This window comes from Rummeliibacillus stabekisii (genome assembly GCF_007988965.1).
Classification (GTDB): domain Bacteria; phylum Bacillota; class Bacilli; order Bacillales_A; family Planococcaceae; genus Rummeliibacillus; species Rummeliibacillus stabekisii.
The window spans coordinates 420903-437845 of the sequence record NZ_BJVD01000001.1 but is presented as its reverse complement, the minus strand read 5'-3'; the positions used below and the strand labels follow the sequence as shown (position 1 = coordinate 437845).

18 protein-coding genes are annotated in these 16943 nt (G+C 37.1%); 15 read left to right on the top strand and 3 right to left on the bottom strand.

What is annotated here, in order from left to right:
• The first annotated feature begins 73 nt into the window (after window positions 1-73).
• The 4 genes from RST01_RS02190 to RST01_RS02175 are packed head-to-tail and all read left to right on the top strand — an operon-like array spanning window position 74 to window position 2392.
• Entirely contained in the window at window positions 74-898 is an 825-nt protein-coding gene (locus RST01_RS02190) for a DUF2785 domain-containing protein (protein WP_184117501.1), read from the top strand.
• A gap of 39 nt (window positions 899-937) precedes the next feature.
• Window positions 938-1354, top strand: coding sequence for a cytidine deaminase (locus RST01_RS02185; protein WP_147193738.1), 417 nt, complete (start codon window positions 938-940; stop codon window positions 1352-1354).
• Between the two features lie 39 nt (window positions 1355-1393).
• A complete protein-coding gene (locus RST01_RS02180) occupies window positions 1394-1852 on the top strand; it encodes a GNAT family N-acetyltransferase (protein ID WP_147193736.1) in 459 nt (152 codons plus the stop codon).
• Window positions 1853-1864: 12 nt separating this feature from the next.
• A complete protein-coding gene (locus RST01_RS02175) occupies window positions 1865-2392 on the top strand; it encodes a GNAT family N-acetyltransferase (RefSeq protein ID WP_147193734.1) in 528 nt (175 codons plus the stop codon).
• A gap of 146 nt (window positions 2393-2538) precedes the next feature.
• Here the strand turns inward: RST01_RS02175 and RST01_RS02170 are convergent, their stop codons facing one another.
• Window positions 2539-3510 (bottom strand): 4-hydroxy-3-methylbut-2-enyl diphosphate reductase, encoded by a 972-nt coding sequence (locus RST01_RS02170; RefSeq protein WP_147193732.1) that lies wholly within the window; start codon window positions 3508-3510, stop codon window positions 2539-2541.
• A gap of 69 nt (window positions 3511-3579) precedes the next feature.
• Complete coding sequence (gene vrrA / locus RST01_RS02165; protein ID WP_147193730.1) at window positions 3580-4407, bottom strand: VrrA/YqfQ family protein; 828 nt, start codon at window positions 4405-4407, stop codon at window positions 3580-3582.
• Window positions 4408-4614: 207 nt separating this feature from the next.
• Here vrrA and RST01_RS02160 point away from each other — a divergent pair, with 207 nt between their 5' ends.
• The 6 genes from RST01_RS02160 to RST01_RS02135 all read left to right on the top strand — a co-directional run bounded on the left by RST01_RS02160 (window position 4615) and on the right by RST01_RS02135 (window position 9080).
• Complete coding sequence (locus RST01_RS02160; RefSeq protein WP_147193728.1) at window positions 4615-5913, top strand: DEAD/DEAH box helicase; 1299 nt, start codon at window positions 4615-4617, stop codon at window positions 5911-5913.
• 17 nt (window positions 5914-5930) lie between these two features.
• The gene (locus tag RST01_RS02155; RefSeq protein WP_147193726.1) at window positions 5931-6827 is read left to right on the top strand and encodes a deoxyribonuclease IV; all 897 of its coding nucleotides are present in this window, start codon (window positions 5931-5933) and stop codon (window positions 6825-6827) included.
• Between the two features lie 84 nt (window positions 6828-6911).
• Complete coding sequence (locus RST01_RS02150) at window positions 6912-7466, top strand: hypothetical protein (RefSeq protein WP_147193724.1); 555 nt, start codon at window positions 6912-6914, stop codon at window positions 7464-7466.
• 233 nt (window positions 7467-7699) lie between these two features.
• Window positions 7700-8176 (top strand): PaaI family thioesterase, encoded by a 477-nt coding sequence (locus RST01_RS02145; RefSeq protein ID WP_147193722.1) that lies wholly within the window; start codon window positions 7700-7702, stop codon window positions 8174-8176.
• A gap of 72 nt (window positions 8177-8248) precedes the next feature.
• Window positions 8249-8506: a hypothetical protein gene (locus tag RST01_RS02140; RefSeq protein WP_147193720.1), complete on the top strand. Its 258-nt coding sequence runs from the start codon at window positions 8249-8251 to the stop codon at window positions 8504-8506.
• Between the two features lie 70 nt (window positions 8507-8576).
• Entirely contained in the window at window positions 8577-9080 is a 504-nt protein-coding gene (locus tag RST01_RS02135) for a GNAT family N-acetyltransferase (protein WP_147193718.1), read from the top strand.
• Between the two features lie 65 nt (window positions 9081-9145).
• Here RST01_RS02135 and RST01_RS02130 read toward each other — a convergent pair whose 3' ends face one another.
• Window positions 9146-10444, bottom strand: a complete 1299-nt coding sequence (locus RST01_RS02130; RefSeq protein ID WP_147193716.1) for an MFS transporter — start codon at window positions 10442-10444, stop codon at window positions 9146-9148.
• 120 nt (window positions 10445-10564) lie between these two features.
• On the opposite strand from RST01_RS02130, the gene RST01_RS02125 reads away from it, so the two are divergent.
• From RST01_RS02125 to RST01_RS02105, 5 genes are all read left to right on the top strand, one after another.
• Window positions 10565-11788 (top strand): helix-turn-helix domain-containing protein, encoded by a 1224-nt coding sequence (locus RST01_RS02125; RefSeq protein WP_147193714.1) that lies wholly within the window; start codon window positions 10565-10567, stop codon window positions 11786-11788.
• 256 nt (window positions 11789-12044) lie between these two features.
• The gene (locus RST01_RS02120) at window positions 12045-12668 is read left to right on the top strand and encodes a TetR/AcrR family transcriptional regulator (RefSeq protein WP_147193712.1); all 624 of its coding nucleotides are present in this window, start codon (window positions 12045-12047) and stop codon (window positions 12666-12668) included.
• 63 nt (window positions 12669-12731) lie between these two features.
• Window positions 12732-13874 (top strand): acyl-CoA dehydrogenase family protein, encoded by a 1143-nt coding sequence (locus RST01_RS02115; RefSeq protein WP_147193710.1) that lies wholly within the window; start codon window positions 12732-12734, stop codon window positions 13872-13874.
• 32 nt (window positions 13875-13906) lie between these two features.
• Complete coding sequence (locus RST01_RS02110) at window positions 13907-15550, top strand: AMP-binding protein (RefSeq protein ID WP_147193707.1); 1644 nt, start codon at window positions 13907-13909, stop codon at window positions 15548-15550.
• A gap of 11 nt (window positions 15551-15561) precedes the next feature.
• Window positions 15562-16923, top strand: coding sequence for an acetyl-CoA carboxylase biotin carboxylase subunit (locus RST01_RS02105; RefSeq protein WP_147193705.1), 1362 nt, complete (start codon window positions 15562-15564; stop codon window positions 16921-16923).
• Window positions 16924-16943 lie beyond the last annotated feature (20 nt).

Genomic DNA, 16943 nt, shown 5'->3' with positions numbered 1-16943 from the left:
ATACAAAAGCCATGTTTATTTGAGTTATATAATGGAGTCTTTTAAAAAAATGGTGACTCGAAAGGTATCTAACATGAATTTAAAATTACAACTTAATCAATTAAAGAGTCGGAATATTGGAACTTTTGTTGAAGCTGAATTAAAATATTTAATTCAAAATATGTTGGATAATATAGGATCAGTTGACCCGGAACTAAGAGATAATCTAATATATCCAACATTTATAAGAATATTTAATGAAAATTTATTAACCTTTGAGCAATATTGTTCTATTTTGGAAATCTGTTTAGATGAGAACCATCTGTTCTATAAGATTGGCGAATTAAATACAGATTCAGTTTTCACTCGCTCATTTTCTTCTTTAGTCATTACCGGGATATTAACAAAAGATAGTGAATTGAACTTTTTAACGCTGAAGAATTTAGAATGTGTAATGAACAGAGCCATTCGAGATGGATACAAGAGGATATGTAGAAAAAAGGGGTGGGCTCACAGTATTGCACATGGAGCGGACTTATTAGCATCTCTTGCAAGTCATCCTAAGATAATAGAGGAACTACAATTCTCAAAAATTCTTCAAACAGTCCAACAGTGTTTGTTTAAAGATGCAACCTATATTGACGATGAAGATGAGCGGTTAATCTTTGTGATAGAAGCATTATTGGAAAAAGGACAAAGCGAGAAGGAATTAGAACAATGGGTGTTGCAAATATTTAATAGCTTAGATTTGATATTTGAGAAAGAAGGATTCTCAAATAAATTTTTCCAGACCAAGTTCAATGTCGCAAACTTCATTAAAACCTTCTATTTTAGGATTGGATTTAAATATGGAGATTGTCGCATAAGAGAATTGATGGCAGAGAAATTAAAGGACCTACATCATAGGGTGTATGCTTAGTCATCGAAGATTCGTAGATTGTTAATAGGAGAGGTAATGATGGAGTTAAAAGAAAAATTATATCTTTATGCAGAGCAATTAATCAAGGATAGATACCCAACAGGTTGGGGGGGTGCCGCAGCGATGGCATTAGACGATGGTACAATCTTGACGAGTATAGCGCCTGAAGTGATTAACGCATCTACTGAACTTTGTATAGAAACAGGTGCAATACTAGAAGCTCATAAGCTGAACAAAAGGGTAACACATTCCATCTGTTTAGTTCGAGATGATACAGCTGCAGACATCAAAGTCTTATCACCTTGTGGAGTGTGCCAAGAAAGACTATTCTACTGGGGGCCGTCTGTTATGGTTGCAGTTAGTTTGGCAGGGAAAGATATTGTCTATAAACCGTTATCAGAAATGCAACCCTATCACTGGACTGCCGCATATCCAGAGGAAGAGTTTTTCAACTAAATGGTGTGAGATTTGTTCGTGAAGGAGAATGTTAAATTAATGGAAATCAGAAGACCGAATGATTTGGAATACCAAAAGATTTTATTATTAACACCACAAGCTATACACGATGGTACTATGGGTGGGATCATACCGACAGATGTAAAAGTCAAACAACTTGTTGAGCCTTTATTGGAAAAGGGAAGTTACTATTTAATTGCAACGGAAGACGGTACCTTAATGGGTTGGATCCTTATAGGTAGTAGTAAAGATCAATTTACTGAAAAAGCATATGGATTTATTTATGAATTGTTTGTAATAGAAGAATTTAGAGGTAAAGGAATATCAAAAAAATTGATGACAACTGCGGCCGAAAATTTCGAAAGAGACGGATATTTAGAAGCACGTTTAAGCGTATATGCAGGAAATCAAGCTGTTAAACTGTATGAAAAAATGGGATATAAAAATAGAACTATTACAATGGTTATGCCAATTAAGTCAAATTCAAAACTAAAATAAAGGAGAGATTAAATGTTTCCTATATTAGAGACAGATAGAATAACTCTGCGAGAATTAACGGATACAGATGTATATGATATTTTCGCTTGCCTTTCCAATAAAGAAGTCATACGATTTTATGGGTCAGAACCATTAAACAGCGCAAAAGAAGCAAAAGAATTAGTAGAGTTTTTTAAGAAAAATTATAATGAAGAAAGAGGCATAAGGTGGGGGATTGAGCGAAAAGGAACAAAAGGTATAATTGGTACAATTGGATACCATGCTTGGTCTCAAAAACATAAAAGAGCTGAAATTGGATATGAGATTCATCCGGAGTACTGGAGGAAAGGTTACACTTCTGAGGCCATATCAAAAGTAATTTCATTTGGTTTTGATACAATGGGCTTAACACGTATAGGAGCAATTGTTTTCCTAGAAAATGAAGCATCTAATAAATTATTGGAAAAAGTCGGTTTTCAAAAAGAGGGAATTTTAAGAGGCTATATATACCAACAAGGAAAAGCATACGATACTAATGTTTATTCTCTTCTTAAGAGATAATAAAATCCTCTAGTGTACAGTTAGGAAGATAGCCTGCCTCGCTAGCTGTATAAGCTGTGCCTCACGTATCTAACCAAAAAAGCCTTCTGTTAGAAAAACAGAAGGCTTATTTATGGATCACTCATGAAATCTGAGATTGCCCGTAATTATCCTTTTGGTAAGATCTTTGTCACAGGTGAAGGTTGTTTGATTTTCGGTAGAATTTTGTCTAGTGTGACAGAACGGCTTAAGTCATGTGTAGCAGGATTCGCAGGATCGTATTGGTCTAAGAATTTAATAACCTCTTTAACTATTGGCGTTGGCGTAGAAGCGCCTGCTGTCACGCCGACTTTTTCAACTCCATCCAACCATTCTAGTTTTAATTCTGAAAGATCAGCGATACGGTACGATTTCGTTTGGGCTATTTCTTCAGAAACCTGTGTCAGGCGGTTAGAGTTATTGCTTTTCGGGTCTCCGACTACGATGAGCAAATCTGCTTCACCAGCTTGTGTTGCCACAGCTTCTTGGCGGACTTGTGTCGCTAAGCAAATTTCCTTATGAACTTCTATGTTAGGATATTTTTCCTTTAAACGTTCCATTAAATGTGATACATCCCATTGACTCATCGTCGTTTGGTTTGTAACCAATATTTTATCGTTCGTTAGTTGAAGCGCCTCGATATCCTCAATATTTTGTACAAGATGGACATGATCAGGAGCTACCCCAATTGCACCTTCAGGCTCAGGATGGCCTTTCTTCCCAATATAGATTATATCATAGCCTTCTGCTGACTTTTCTTTGATTAAATCGTGCGTTACAGTCACGTCGGGACAAGTTGCATCAATAGCAATTAGCCCTTTTTCGGACGCTAATTTTCGTACTTCTGGCGATACACCGTGTGCAGTAAAAATAACTGTGCCTCCATCGACTTTTTCCAGAATTTCCAAACGATCTTTTCCATCTAATGTAATGATCCCGTCACTCTCAAATGCATCAGTTACATGCTTGTTATGAACGATCATTCCAAGTATATATATAGGCCTTGGCAATGTTTTATCCATTGCAGCATTGCGAGCGATAACCATCGCATCTACAACACCGTAACAATAGCCTCTAGGTGTAATTTTAATGACTTGCATAATTGGACCCCTTTCAATGCTCACTACTACCATTATAACGGAGTCCTTAATCTAATACAAAATTATCGACTAGAAAGGAGGCTGAAAGATGCGTGGTCTTGAAGCTCTTGGCGTTTGGATAAAATTCTGGCCACCTGTTGAGGAGGAACCTGTATTACCTGTATTCAAGTTAGATGCGCCTCCTGAAGTACCTCCACTTGCTGCCCTGGCTGTTGCTCCACCTCCAGGGTTAGCGTCAGGCATTGATTGGAATCCTTTATAAAGCTTATACATAGCGGGTATATTTTGGAACATAGGTGAGATTTGTTTTACCATTGGTGAATATTTTTGATAGGTATTATAAAGCTGATCGGCTGTATTCATATATTGTTCAAGTTTCGCAAAACCTCCGCCAAACAATCCAGCTGCACCTGTTGCTGCTGCTGCCTCAGTTGCTGCGACACCAGCTACTTCAGGCCCAGCGCCTATACCATCTCCAGCTTCTACACCACCCAAGTTTTCAGCAACTACTGATTCTTCTGCTACGTTCACTGATCCCCGTGATGCAGCAGCTCCTCTTGGGCCTCGGGGTACAGGAGCCATCCGAGAAGGACCTCCAGCCATCATTCCAGGCCCACGCATACCATAAGGTGGCATACCTGGCGCAGGGTAGTAAGTTTCATTATTATTTTGTTTGTTACCTCCTGTTAATGTATTTTTTAAATTTTGTAAAAGGCCCCCGCCTTTCTTTCTAGGTTTTTGTCCTGTTGCTTGCGGAAATCCTGTATTTGCAATCGGGTATGGCCTATACATATTCGGTTGGTAAGGTGAAGGCGGCCTCAGCGTCTGATTGGTTGTATACATCGGATAATTACGTTGAGCTGGATTGCCGTATGGAAAAAAGGATGGGTGAACCATATGATTACTCCTTTCATATTCTTAAATAAAGTAAACCTTTAATCGATCGAAAATTTACTCCTCCTTTAAGCGGGGTAAACAAAAAACCATAGGAAAAATCGCCAACAGAATTGACGAAAGTGCTATTAATAGATATCATATGCAAATGGCTACTTTAATGTACGAATCATGTTACAATGAGTGAAGGAAGTTAGGAGGGACAAATGAATGTCCAAGTATAGTGATTACAATTTTCAACCATTTTTGCGAGAGGCAATCAAAGAACTCGGTTTTACTGAGCCAACGCCAATCCAAAAAGAAATGATTCCGCTGATTTTAAAAGGAAAAAGCGCAATCGGACAAGCTCACACAGGAACTGGCAAAACGCATAGTTTTTTAATTCCTATTGTAGAGCGTATTAAGCAAGACGAGCAAAAGGTACAAGCAGTTATTACTGCACCAACTAGAGAGCTTGCTACTCAAATACATGCAGAGTTAATGAAGATAATCGAAAAAACTGATATCCACGCTAAATTATTTATAGGTGGTACGGATAAACAGCGTTCAATCGATAAATTAAAGTCTCAGCCTCAAATTGTGGTAGGGACACCTGGGCGTATACGCGACCTCGTGAAAGAACAAGCGTTGCTTGTGCATACTGCATCTGTTTTAGTTGTAGATGAAGCAGACCTAGCATTTGATATGGGCTTTATTGAGGATATTGACCAGTTTGCGACACAAATGCCTGAAAACCTTGAAATGTATGTTTTCTCCGCAACAGTGCCAGAGAGCTTACAGCCTTTCTTAAGAAAATATATGGAGGCTCCTGTTCATATTCACATGAACGACAAAAAACCAGTAGCAGAAAATATTGATTTCTACTTAATTCCAACAAGAAGCAAATCACGCAATACAAAACTCTTAGAGGTTATGGATGCTATTAATCCGTATTTAGCGATTATTTTTACCAATACTCGCAAACAAGCTGAAGCAGTAGCGAATTTCCTTTCGAGCAATGGGAAACGTGTTGGACGAATTCACGGTGATTTGACGCCGCGCGATCGTAAAAAAATGATGAAGCAAATTCGGGATTTAGAATTCCAATATATCGTTGCTACTGACTTAGCTGCCCGTGGTATTGATATCCCAGGTGTTAGCCATGTAATAAACTACGAATTACCGCAGGATTTAGAATTCTTTATACACCGTGTTGGCCGTACTGCACGTGCAGGCAACAAAGGGCTTGCCATTACATTATTTGAGCCTTCAGATGAAGATGCTATTGTACGAGTAGAAAAAATGGGGATTCCTTTTGTGCCAAAAGATATTAAAAATGGCGAAATTATTGAAATGAAAGAGCGTCATGCGCGTCAAAATCGTGAAAAGAAAGTGGATGAGATCGACCAAATTGCAAAATCTCGTGTCCGCAAGCCTAAAAAGGTCAAACCAGGATATAAACGTAATATGCGTTGGGAAATGGATAAAATCAAGAAAAAAGAACGACGTAAACGTAACCGCAATCGTTAGAAAGGGGACTTTTCATTATGTTAATTGGTTCTCACGTCTCCATGAGCGGCAAAAAAATGTTGCTGGGATCAAGTGAAGAGGCGGCTTCATACGGGGCTACTACTTTTATGATTTATACAGGCGCCCCCCAAAATACGCGCAGAAAGGCAATTGAAGATTTAAATATTGAAGCAGGCCTTGCGCATATGAAAGAAAATGGTTTATCAAATATTGTAGTACATGCACCGTATATAATTAATATAGCGAATACGACCAAGCCTGAAGTTTTTGCGCTAGGTGTCGATTTTCTACAAAAAGAAATCGAGCGGACCGCAGCTATTGGTGCAAATCAAATTGTATTGCATCCTGGAGCCCATGTTGGAGCAGGAGCAGAAGTCGGAATTGCTAAGATTATTGAAGGCCTGAATGAAGTCTTATCACAAGACTATCCGGTACAAATTGCATTAGAAACTATGGCGGGCAAAGGATCTGAATGTGGTCGCACTTTTGAAGAGCTAGCTAAAATTATTGATGGCGTTACAAATAATGAACGACTATCTATATGTTATGACACATGCCATACACATGATGCGGGTTATGATATTATTAATGACTTTGATGGTGTATTAACGAATTTTGACAAGGTTATAGGTCTTGATCGTATTAAAGTGTTGCATGTGAATGATAGCAAAAATGTTAGTGGTGCTGCAAAAGACCGCCATGAAAATATAGGCTTTGGTCATATTGGATTTGATGCGTTAAGCCGTATTGTTCATCATGAAGCATTCGAGCAAATTCCTAAAATCCTAGAAACACCATGGGTAGGGAAAGATGCTAAAACCAAAAAAGCGCCATATGCATACGAAATTGAAATGCTGCGTACAGGGCAGTTTATGCCAGAAAAAATCGATGCATTACGTGGTGAGCAAGATTAGTTACTAGAAAAATAAAGCCTTTACCTTTAATTTAGGGTAAGGGCTTTTTTATCCTAATAATGAATAAAGGAGGAGTCATAATTAATGGGAAACATTCTAAACAAAGCTTTTCCAATTTCTTTAAAGCAAGAAGTAAAATACATACAAAAAAAATTGCCTTTAAAGCTATTTAGTCAAAATTTTTCACATCCATTTCAGATATTTGTAGATCAAGAAAATTTATTTATTCCGGAACGTATTTATTTTAACGAGATCTCTAAAGATGTATATGAAAGCTTAAGCATTACCCAAAAAACAATAGCTGACTGCATATATACTAGACATTGTGATGGATTTGTAAGAGAAAAATATCTTACTAACCTTTTGGAGAGGGGGCATTACGACTACTGGGTGACACCTTTTATTATAAAATTAACAGGAGAGCATGTAATAGAGATTTTAAGCAGAATTCAAAAACAGGTAGACCATTTAAACGATGCTTTTATAAAGGATTTTTTTCTGGAAAACCCATCATTTCATTATCTTATTACACAAAGAATCATAAGCTACTGGAATTGTTATTACCGATGGGACTATTCGAAAGAGATTTATGTTGGGTTTGATTTAATTAAGTATTACACAGATTGTATAGAATCATAGAGAGCGAAAAGTAATTGGATTATCAGATTTTTATAAATAAATGGATACTCTAAATTCACTACTCTTATAAAAGAAGAATATAATGTATTAGTGTATTTCGAAGAAGATTCACTAAGTTACTATTACTTTAATGAAATAAATCGCTTGCTAAAACTCAATGGTTTATTGTAAGGTAGTTCCAAAACAGGCAGCTAGATGACTGTTCTAAAAGTAAAAGGGGTTGGGTTAAAACTATGAACAATTCAAGCAATCAATTGATTGATAATGCGGAAGTAAAAGGTAGGAACGCAACAGGGGGAAAGTATAGTATAGAAAATTTTAAAGATGTAGTTTTGAAAAAGATTCCCTCACCTAACTGTGACCAAACTCTTCAAATCGAGCCTGTACTGTCGGAAGATGGATGGGCAAAAGCAATATGGACAATAGATGAAAAATTCGTCAATGGTATTGGTGTCACAATGGGTGGATTTGTTGCTGCAGCTACAGATACAATGATGGCTTATGCAATAGCAACTGAACTAAAGCCAGGCCAATCGTTTACTACAATTGATTTACATACCACTTTTTTCCGACCAGTAGTTCCTGGTATAGCTGAGGTTGTCGCTAAAGTAGAAAGAAAAGGAAATAGAACAGCATATCTTACAGCAGAGGTAGTCCAAAATGATAAAAAGTGCTGTAACAGTACCTCATCTATAATGATTTTAGATTAAAAAAGCGTAAAAGAGGAAATTAATATAGTAATCACCGAACTTAATAAAGACTTTTAAAAGGGGAGTGCTATCTTGTACAAGAAAGCTATTTTAGGAGTTTTATCAATATTAACGGTTATATTAAATATTATTTTTTTCTTTAGTATAAGAGGTCCAAATGCAAATCTAACTTTAGGTGTTTGCGTGTTTACTGTACTATCAGTGCTTGGGATAATTTTTGCTATAGCATCAAAAAAACTTTGGTTCATAGTATCAGGAGTGTTATTAAATAGCGCTGTTTTGGTTTTGTCATATTTCCTTTTAATTGCGATAGGCATTAGTGAATCATAAATTATGAAAAAAATGTTTACAATGTTACGGTCTAATATATCTGAATAAATAAAATTATCAGGAGACTTTTATGAGGCTATTAGCATTATGTGATATATCGGAAGAAAAAGTTAAAGATTTTTTAAAGAAACAGTGGGGCAGCACAGAAATGGTTATATCTTCTGGCGTTTTTGATTGTAGTAAGCTTGATGGTTTTGCTGTTTTAAATGATAAAGATCAAATCACTGGTTTGATTACCTATTATATGACTGAGAAAGAATGCGAAATAATTTCATTAGATAGTTTAGAAGAAAAGAAGGGGATAGGCACTTTATTGGTGGCTAGAGTGGAAGAAGAAGCTTTAGAAAATAAATGTACCCACGTAAAACTTATAACTACAAATGATAATTTATTAGCCATGAAATTTTATCAAAAAAGAGGATACTATCTAGCAGAATTATTAAAGAATGCTGTCGAAACTGCGAGAAAGATTAAACCACAGATTCCTTTTACAGGATACAATGATATACCAATTAGAGATGAAATCGTTTTAGAAAAGTTATTAAATAATGTGAGGCACAATTCAATTATATGAATTGTGCCATATTTTTTGTTAAAGATGGTTTAGATATTAGCTTTGTAAAAAGAGTGAACAATTATTCAACTTATTGCCCTATTTGTTTGCTCGTTCACGGGCTTCTGATCCAAGGTTGTAGCATTCCGAATGACAGAGGGTCTCATAAGAATAGAAACAGTTAATATAAGTAGAAAGCTTGAGCCAAATAAAATCCAAGGAGCAGGAAGAACATCATAAAGAAATCCAAATAAAATCATGGCGGCTGGCATTAATGCCATAGCTATTGTTTCTAAAATAGAAAACACACGCCCTTTGTAATCATCATCGATTAGCTTCATCATAAGAACTTGCAGCGGCGTATTTATTAATGGTAATAAAGCACCGTTTAGTAAAGATAGGGATGCATAAAACGCAAACATTCCTTCATAGGGGAGAGGAACAAGCAATGGTAGGGTTACCAATGACATTAAAATGCCTAATCCAGCAATGCCCCTTTTTGAAATGATAAGTGGTGATTGAAATTCCTTCCTTGCAGCTAAATATCCAGAGATGAAAAGCATCCCGGCTGCCATAGCGCCTTCAATGAAACCAAAGTGAGAAGAAATGATTTTTAATTTCTCTATAAGTAAGAATGAATAACCTACTTGAAGCGCTCCCATGAAAAAGTTTATAAGAAGAGCAGTCCATATGATGGCCATTAAAATGGGCTGAAGCCGTATATAAGAAATTCCATCTTTAATGCTGGCAAACATGGATTCTTTAGCAACTGTAGATTTTTCTACATTTCGATTTGCGAAAAGTGAAAAATTCATCGTTGATTCAATGATCGCGCCAAGTAATGAAGCAACTCCATAGATTGCAAGAAAGAAAGGTATAGATACAGCTCCGTATAACACTCCACCAATCGCAGGGCTTGCAACAGCTGCCATAGAAGAAGCCATTTGGTTTAAAGACATCGCCTTTTGAATTCGCTTTTCATCGACTAACCCAGTAATTGATGAAGTAAAACCAACGCTGGAAAAAGTAGATGCAATGGACAGAATAATAGTCGTAATATAAATTGCTGGTAAAGATAAAGTATAAAAAAGGCTATAGAGCAGCAATCCAAAAATAGCTACAGTGGAAACAAGCTGGGCTGCTATAACAATTACTTTCCGAGAATAAGTGTCTGCAATATAACCTGCAAAAGGTCCGATTAATGTTCGCGGTAGGATATTACAAATCAGATTAGTTGCAAAACTGGAAGCAGAGCCTGTCATTTTCAAAATATAAAAACTGATTGCAAATGCGTAGACTTGAGCTCCAAAAGTGCTGATCATCTTGCTAGCAGTAAATGTCCACAAATGGTAGGTAGCTTTTTTCAATTTCAAACCATCGTTCAAATTATTCAATCCTTTCTGAAAGTTTAATTTAATTAAACAAAGGATATCACAATTGACCTTTCATTTAAAGTGAAAGTTTAATATAATTAAACTAGTTGAATATAATAGGAGCTGAATCGCATGAATACTCTTGGCGAACGTATCCGCAATCTTCGTAAAAAACATCGAATGACATTAGAAGCCTGTGCTGGAGACCAAATGACTAAGGGAATGCTTAGCTTAATCGAAAATAATAAGGCAAATCCATCTATCGAAAACTTACAATATCTAGCGCGACGATTGGAAGTTGAAATATCGGAATTATGGGGAGAAATAAGCATTCAGGAATTTCAGGAGTTATTGCACGAAGGAGAGCAACTCTTAAAAGAACAAGTTAAACCGGATTATAATGCTTGGATTGAGAAGATCAAGCCATTCTTACCAAAGCTTACACAAGGGTATGAGGCAGCAAGGCTGCTTGAGATTTACAGTCGAATTCTTCATTATCTGCAATTAGAGGGATGGCAGGATACAGCAGATCGAGCATCAGCTATTTATGATGATCTAAATATTACTGCTAGGCAAGCAGGCATGGTGTTGTTTCGTGTGAATGTATTATTTGCCCAACATCAGTATCAGGAAGCATTACAAAAATTATTGAATGAGCGCATGCTGATAGAGCGGCAAGGTGATTATATCGATGCACTTACAAAACTGGATTTAGATTATTATGAAGCTATTATGCGATTTGCAGTAGGGGATTCAAAAGAAGCTATTCGTGTCATGAATAAAGCAATTCATTATTCAAAAAAAGAGCGTATTTTTTATCGAATTGACCATTTATACAGATTAGCTGCATATCAGGCAATGAATGATAAAGATCAAGAAGCTTTTTATTATTATGAAAAGAAGCTACAGCAATACAGCGATTTTGCGGAAGATAACATTACGAAGTGGATTTTATGTTTTATTCAGATTCATTATGTAATAGACAATGATAAGGATTATACTAAAGCGTTAGAACTTATTAACAATGCGCTAGTTGAGCATGTTATGGATGAAGTATCGTTAGACTTTTTACGTATTGAAGAAGGAAAAGTATTATATGGTTTACAGCGCTATGAAGAAGCAATTGAAGTATTTAAAGGAGTATGCATTCATCATTCCATTCACCATCCGTTTGATCTCTCAATACTGTATGTTAAAGATGCCTATAGGGCCTTATGTGAGCAGGTAATTGGAAACGAAAAAATAGCAAAGCAACTGGTAAAAATAGCGAAACAAAATATGCAGCTAATGCCTGATTCACCATATAAAGAATTTGTAGAAACCGTTTATTATCAAATCAATAAAGAGAATATATAAGAACAGAGAAGTGCACACTCTAACTATTTTCACAAGAATCGTTAGGGGGTGCTTTTTAAATAGAAGTGGGGCAACGTAAAATACGATAAATAGTCTTTTACTTTAAGATTATCAACTAAACGAGAGAATTTACGAATAAGGTAGAAATTACTAACTGTTTACTAGACTTGAATTATCTGTTATGTTATATTGAAAATACAGTAAATAGTAAATTTTCTGAATTAAATTTAGTTAGCTAGTTGTAGGTGAAGGTTAAATGACAAAGCAATCGGTGAAAGAAAGAATTCTTGAAACAGCGTTAGATTTGTTTCATGAGAAAGGTTACCACGGCGTCACAATTGACAAAATAGTCGAAGCAGCACAGACATCAAAAGGCGGCTTTTATCATAATTATAAATCGAAAGACGCTCTTCTCTACGAGATACACGATGTTTTTATTTCCGTTGTCTTGAAAAAAACAAAGGAAGCTTATGATACGCATGAAACGCCGATTGAAAAAGTGGTAGCAATGTTGTATGCGTTTACATATGTTTTTGATTACTATCAACGGCATATTACTGTCTTCTATAACGAAGGAACGTATTTGCCGGATGAATACAAGGAGGTTATAAACGAAAAACGAACTGAATATCAGAAGCTAATTGAGCAAGTCATTAGTGATGGGGTAGAATTTGGTTCATTCCGAAAAGAAATTTCAACAAGTATGACCACAATGGCAATCATCGGTCTTGTCAACTGGACATATAAATGGTACAGGCAGAACGGACCAATGACAATGCAGCAAATCACGTCTTATTTTAACGATATAATACTACGGGGAATTGTAACAAAGGAAGGCTACGAAGAAGCATTAAAACAACAACTTTTGATTATTGAATAAGGGGATTTTCATTTTCTGTTTTACAAACCGACTAGTCGGTCTATACACAAGGGGGAAATAAAGATGAACTTTGAATTAACAAAAGAACAACGTATGATCCGTGATATGGTACGCGATTTTGCAAAAGCTGAAATTGAGCCATATGCTCGTGAACTAGATGAAACCCATTCATTTAGAAAAGAGAGCTTCGACAAAATGGGCGAATTAGGATTGCTCGGTATCCCATTCCCAGAAGAATATGGTGGGGCAGGCGGAGATATTGTTTCATATGCATTAGCAGTTGAAGAAATCGGACGTGCTTGCGGCGGTACTGGTTTAAGCTATGCAGCTGCAGTTAGCCTTGGCGCTACGCCTTTTTATAATTTTGGAACAGAAGAACAAAAACAAGAATTTTTAGTTCCGATGGCACAAGGTAAAACACTGGGTGCATTTGGATTAACGGAGCCGAATGCTGGATCAGATGCTGGAGGAACACGTACACGTGCCTATATAGATGGGGATGAATGGGTAATCAACGGTGAGAAATGTTGGATTACTAATGCGGAGTATTCCCGACAAGTAGTTGTTACAGCTGTTACAGGCCAAAATGAGAAAGGCAGAAATATTATTACTGCTATTATTGTGCCAACAAACACACCGGGTGTTACGATTCGTTCAAATTATCAAAAGATGGGTGTACGTGCATCTAATACATGCGAAATTATTTTAGAAAATGTGCGTGTACCAAGAGAGAACGTTCTAGGCGATGAGAAAAAAGGATTTGGCCAATTTTTAAATACATTAGACGGCGGCCGCATTTCTATTGCCGCATTATCAGTCGGCATTGCGCAGGCTGCATTTGAAAAAGCGCTAGCTTATTCTAAAGAACGTACACAATTCGGTCAATCCATATCCAAATTCCAAGGCATTAGCTTCAAATTGTCTGATATGGCAATGGAAATAGAACTTGCACGAAACATGGTTCTAAAAGCTGCTTGGTTAAAAGATAATGGTAAACCATTTAAAAAAGAGGCGGCATTTGCAAAACTCTTTGCTTCAGAGATGGGCTTTAGGACGTGTAACAAAGCCATCCAAATTCACGGTGGTTATGGTTACATGGCAGAATATGATGTTGAAAGACATCTGCGTGATATTAAGCTGATGGAGATTGGGGAAGGTACTTCTGAAATCCAACGAGTAGTCATATCTCGCTTGTTAGGCTGCTAAATTATCATAAAAGAGAATAAAGGGGGATTATGATGGCAGAACTTGTTTACCAAACGATAGGCGAATTATTGGATGAAAAAACTGCACTACTTCCACAAAATGAAGCGCTCGTATATGCAGATAGAGATATCCGCATGACTTACGCTGAATTTAATGACCATGCGAATGGCGTCGCAAAAGCATTAATGGCGATTGGGTTAGAAAAGGGAGATCATTTTGCCGTCTGGACAACAAATGTGCCAGAGTGGCCAGGTTTGCAGTTTGGCTCTGGAAAGATGGGTGCACCACTTGTAACTGTGAACACAAATTACCGTTCACAGGAGCTTGAGTACCTTCTGAAACAGGCTGATTCACGCGCGATTATTTTAATCGATCATTATCGCGACTATTCCTTTATTGAAACTATTTATGATATTTGCCCAGAACTCAAAACAAGTGAACCTGGAAAACTCCAAAGTGAAAGTTTGCCGTATTTAAAAACTGTTGTTGTCATTAGTGATCAAAGCTATCCCGGCACATATTCATATGATGAATTTTTGGCCAAAGGCAATGAAATAACAGATGAACAACTGTTAGAGCGAAAGAATTCTCTCTCTTATGAAGATGTCATTAATATTCAATATACATCTGGCACAACTGGTTTTCCAAAGGGTGTTATGCTGACGCATTCTAATTTGATTAACAATGGGATTAATATTGCAGAATGTATGAAGTTAACACATGAAGACAGACTCTGTATTCCTGTGCCATTTTTCCACTGTTTCGGTTGCGTAATCGGTACGCTCGCCATTACATCTGTCGGCGGTACAATGGTTCCTGTACAGGAATTTCATCCTGAAACAGTTCTCCGAACGGTTGAGAAAGAAAAGTGCACAGCTCTTCATGGCGTACCGACAATGTTTATTAGTGAACTCAATTTGCCGAATATTCATGAATTTGATCTTTCTTCACTTCGTACAGGTGTTATGGCAGGGTCTAACTGTCCAATTGAAGTCATGAAAGGTGTCATAAATGTGATGGGCATGGAAGATGTAACAATTTGTTACGGACAGACAGAATCATCTCCTGTTGTTACACAGACAAGGATTGAGGATCCTATTCAATTAAAAGTAGAGACAGTCGGTCGTGCATTGCCTAATGTGGAAGTAATTATCGCTAAACCAGGCACCAACGAAGAATTGCCGCGTGGAGAACAAGGTGAAATTTGTGCCCGTGGTTATGTTGTTATGAAAGGGTATTACCAAAATCCAGATGCTACACATGAAGCAATCGATGAAGATAACTGGCTTCATACAGGTGACCTGGGAACAATGGATGAAAATGGCTACCTACGTGTAACAGGTAGATTGAAAGATATGTTTATCCGTGGTGGGGAAAATGTTTACCCACGCGAGATAGAAGAATTTTTATATCAGCATCCAAAAGTACTTGACGTACAAGTTGCGGGTGTACCGGACGAAAAATACGGTGAAGAAGCAGCAGCTTGGATTATTTTGAAGGATGGTCAAATAACAACAGAAGAGGAGATTCGCACATTTTGTGATGGCAAGATCTCCAGACATAAAATACCGCGGTATATTTTCTTTATTGACGAGTATCCGATGACGGCGTCCGGAAAAATTCAAAAATATAAACTAAGAGAACAATTCAACGCACTCTCTCAATCAATTAACTAGGGGGGCTTCAAATGTTTAAAAAAGTACTAATTGCCAATCGTGGAGAAATCGCAAGGCGAATTATTAGAACATGCCAAAAACTTGGAATTGAAACTGTAGCTGTTTATTCAGAAGCAGATGCGAATAGTTTATATGTTTCTGATGCAACTGAGAGCTATTGTATAGGCAAGCCGCCGGTAGCCCAGAGTTATCTAAATATCGATGCAATTGTTAAAGTAACAAAGGAATCAGGCGCAGAAGCAATTCATCCAGGATACGGATTACTTTCTGAAAATGCCGCGTTTGCTAAGCGTGCGGAAGAAGAAGGACTGGTATTTATCGGACCTTCCTCAGACGTCATTGCTGCAATGGGCAGTAAATTAGAAGCACGTAGAACAATGGAAAAAGCAGGTGTACCGATTGTAGATGGTGTGAATGATCCACTAAAAGACGCTGAAGAAGCTGTCGAAATTGCCAATAGAATGGGCTACCCGGTGATGTTAAAAGCATCAGCTGGGGGAGGCGGTATAGGAATGCAGCTTGTTCATACCGAAGTAGAGCTCCGCCAAGCTTTTGAGGGAAATCAAAAGAGAGCGCAAAGTTTTTTTGGGAATGGGCAAATGTTTATCGAAAAATTTATCGCTGATCCACATCATGTAGAGGTGCAAATTTTGGCAGACCAGCATGGAAATACTATTCCGGTATACGAACGGGAATGTTCCATTCAAAGACGTCACCAAAAAGTCCTAGAGGAAGCTCCATCTCCATTTATCTCAGAAGAGACAAGAGAAAAAATGCTTGAGGCTGCAGTAAATGCAGCAAAGACCATCCAATATACTAATGCAGGAACGATTGAATTTTTAGTAGATAAGGATCAAAACTTCTACTTTTTAGAAATGAATACACGATTGCAGGTTGAACATCCAGTCACAGAAGAAATTACGGGGTTAGATTTAGTTGAGGAGCAACTGAAAATTGCCTATGGTGATGTATTAAACATTTCAAAAGACGATATTGTAGCCAAGGGTCATGCAATTGAAGTGCGCATTTATGCGGAAAATCCAGTAACTTTCTTCCCTTCTCCAGGTACAATTACCAAGCTTGTATTACCAGAGGGGGAAGGTATTAGACACGAGATTTCAATCCAAGAGGGAAGTGAAGTTACACCATTCTACGACCCTATGATCGCAAAATTGGTTGTGTTTGCAGGTAATCGTTTAGAAGCTTGTGAAAAGCTAGAGGAAGCACTTAAAAAATATGTAATTGAAGGAATTCAAACAAATATTCCAATGCTTTTAGATATAGTGAAAAATGAACAGTTTAAAAGTGGAATAACGACTACTAAATTCGTAGAAGAACATTACTTAAAAGAAACAGTTGGAAAGCCTAAATAAAAAAATAGAGAGGGGGCACA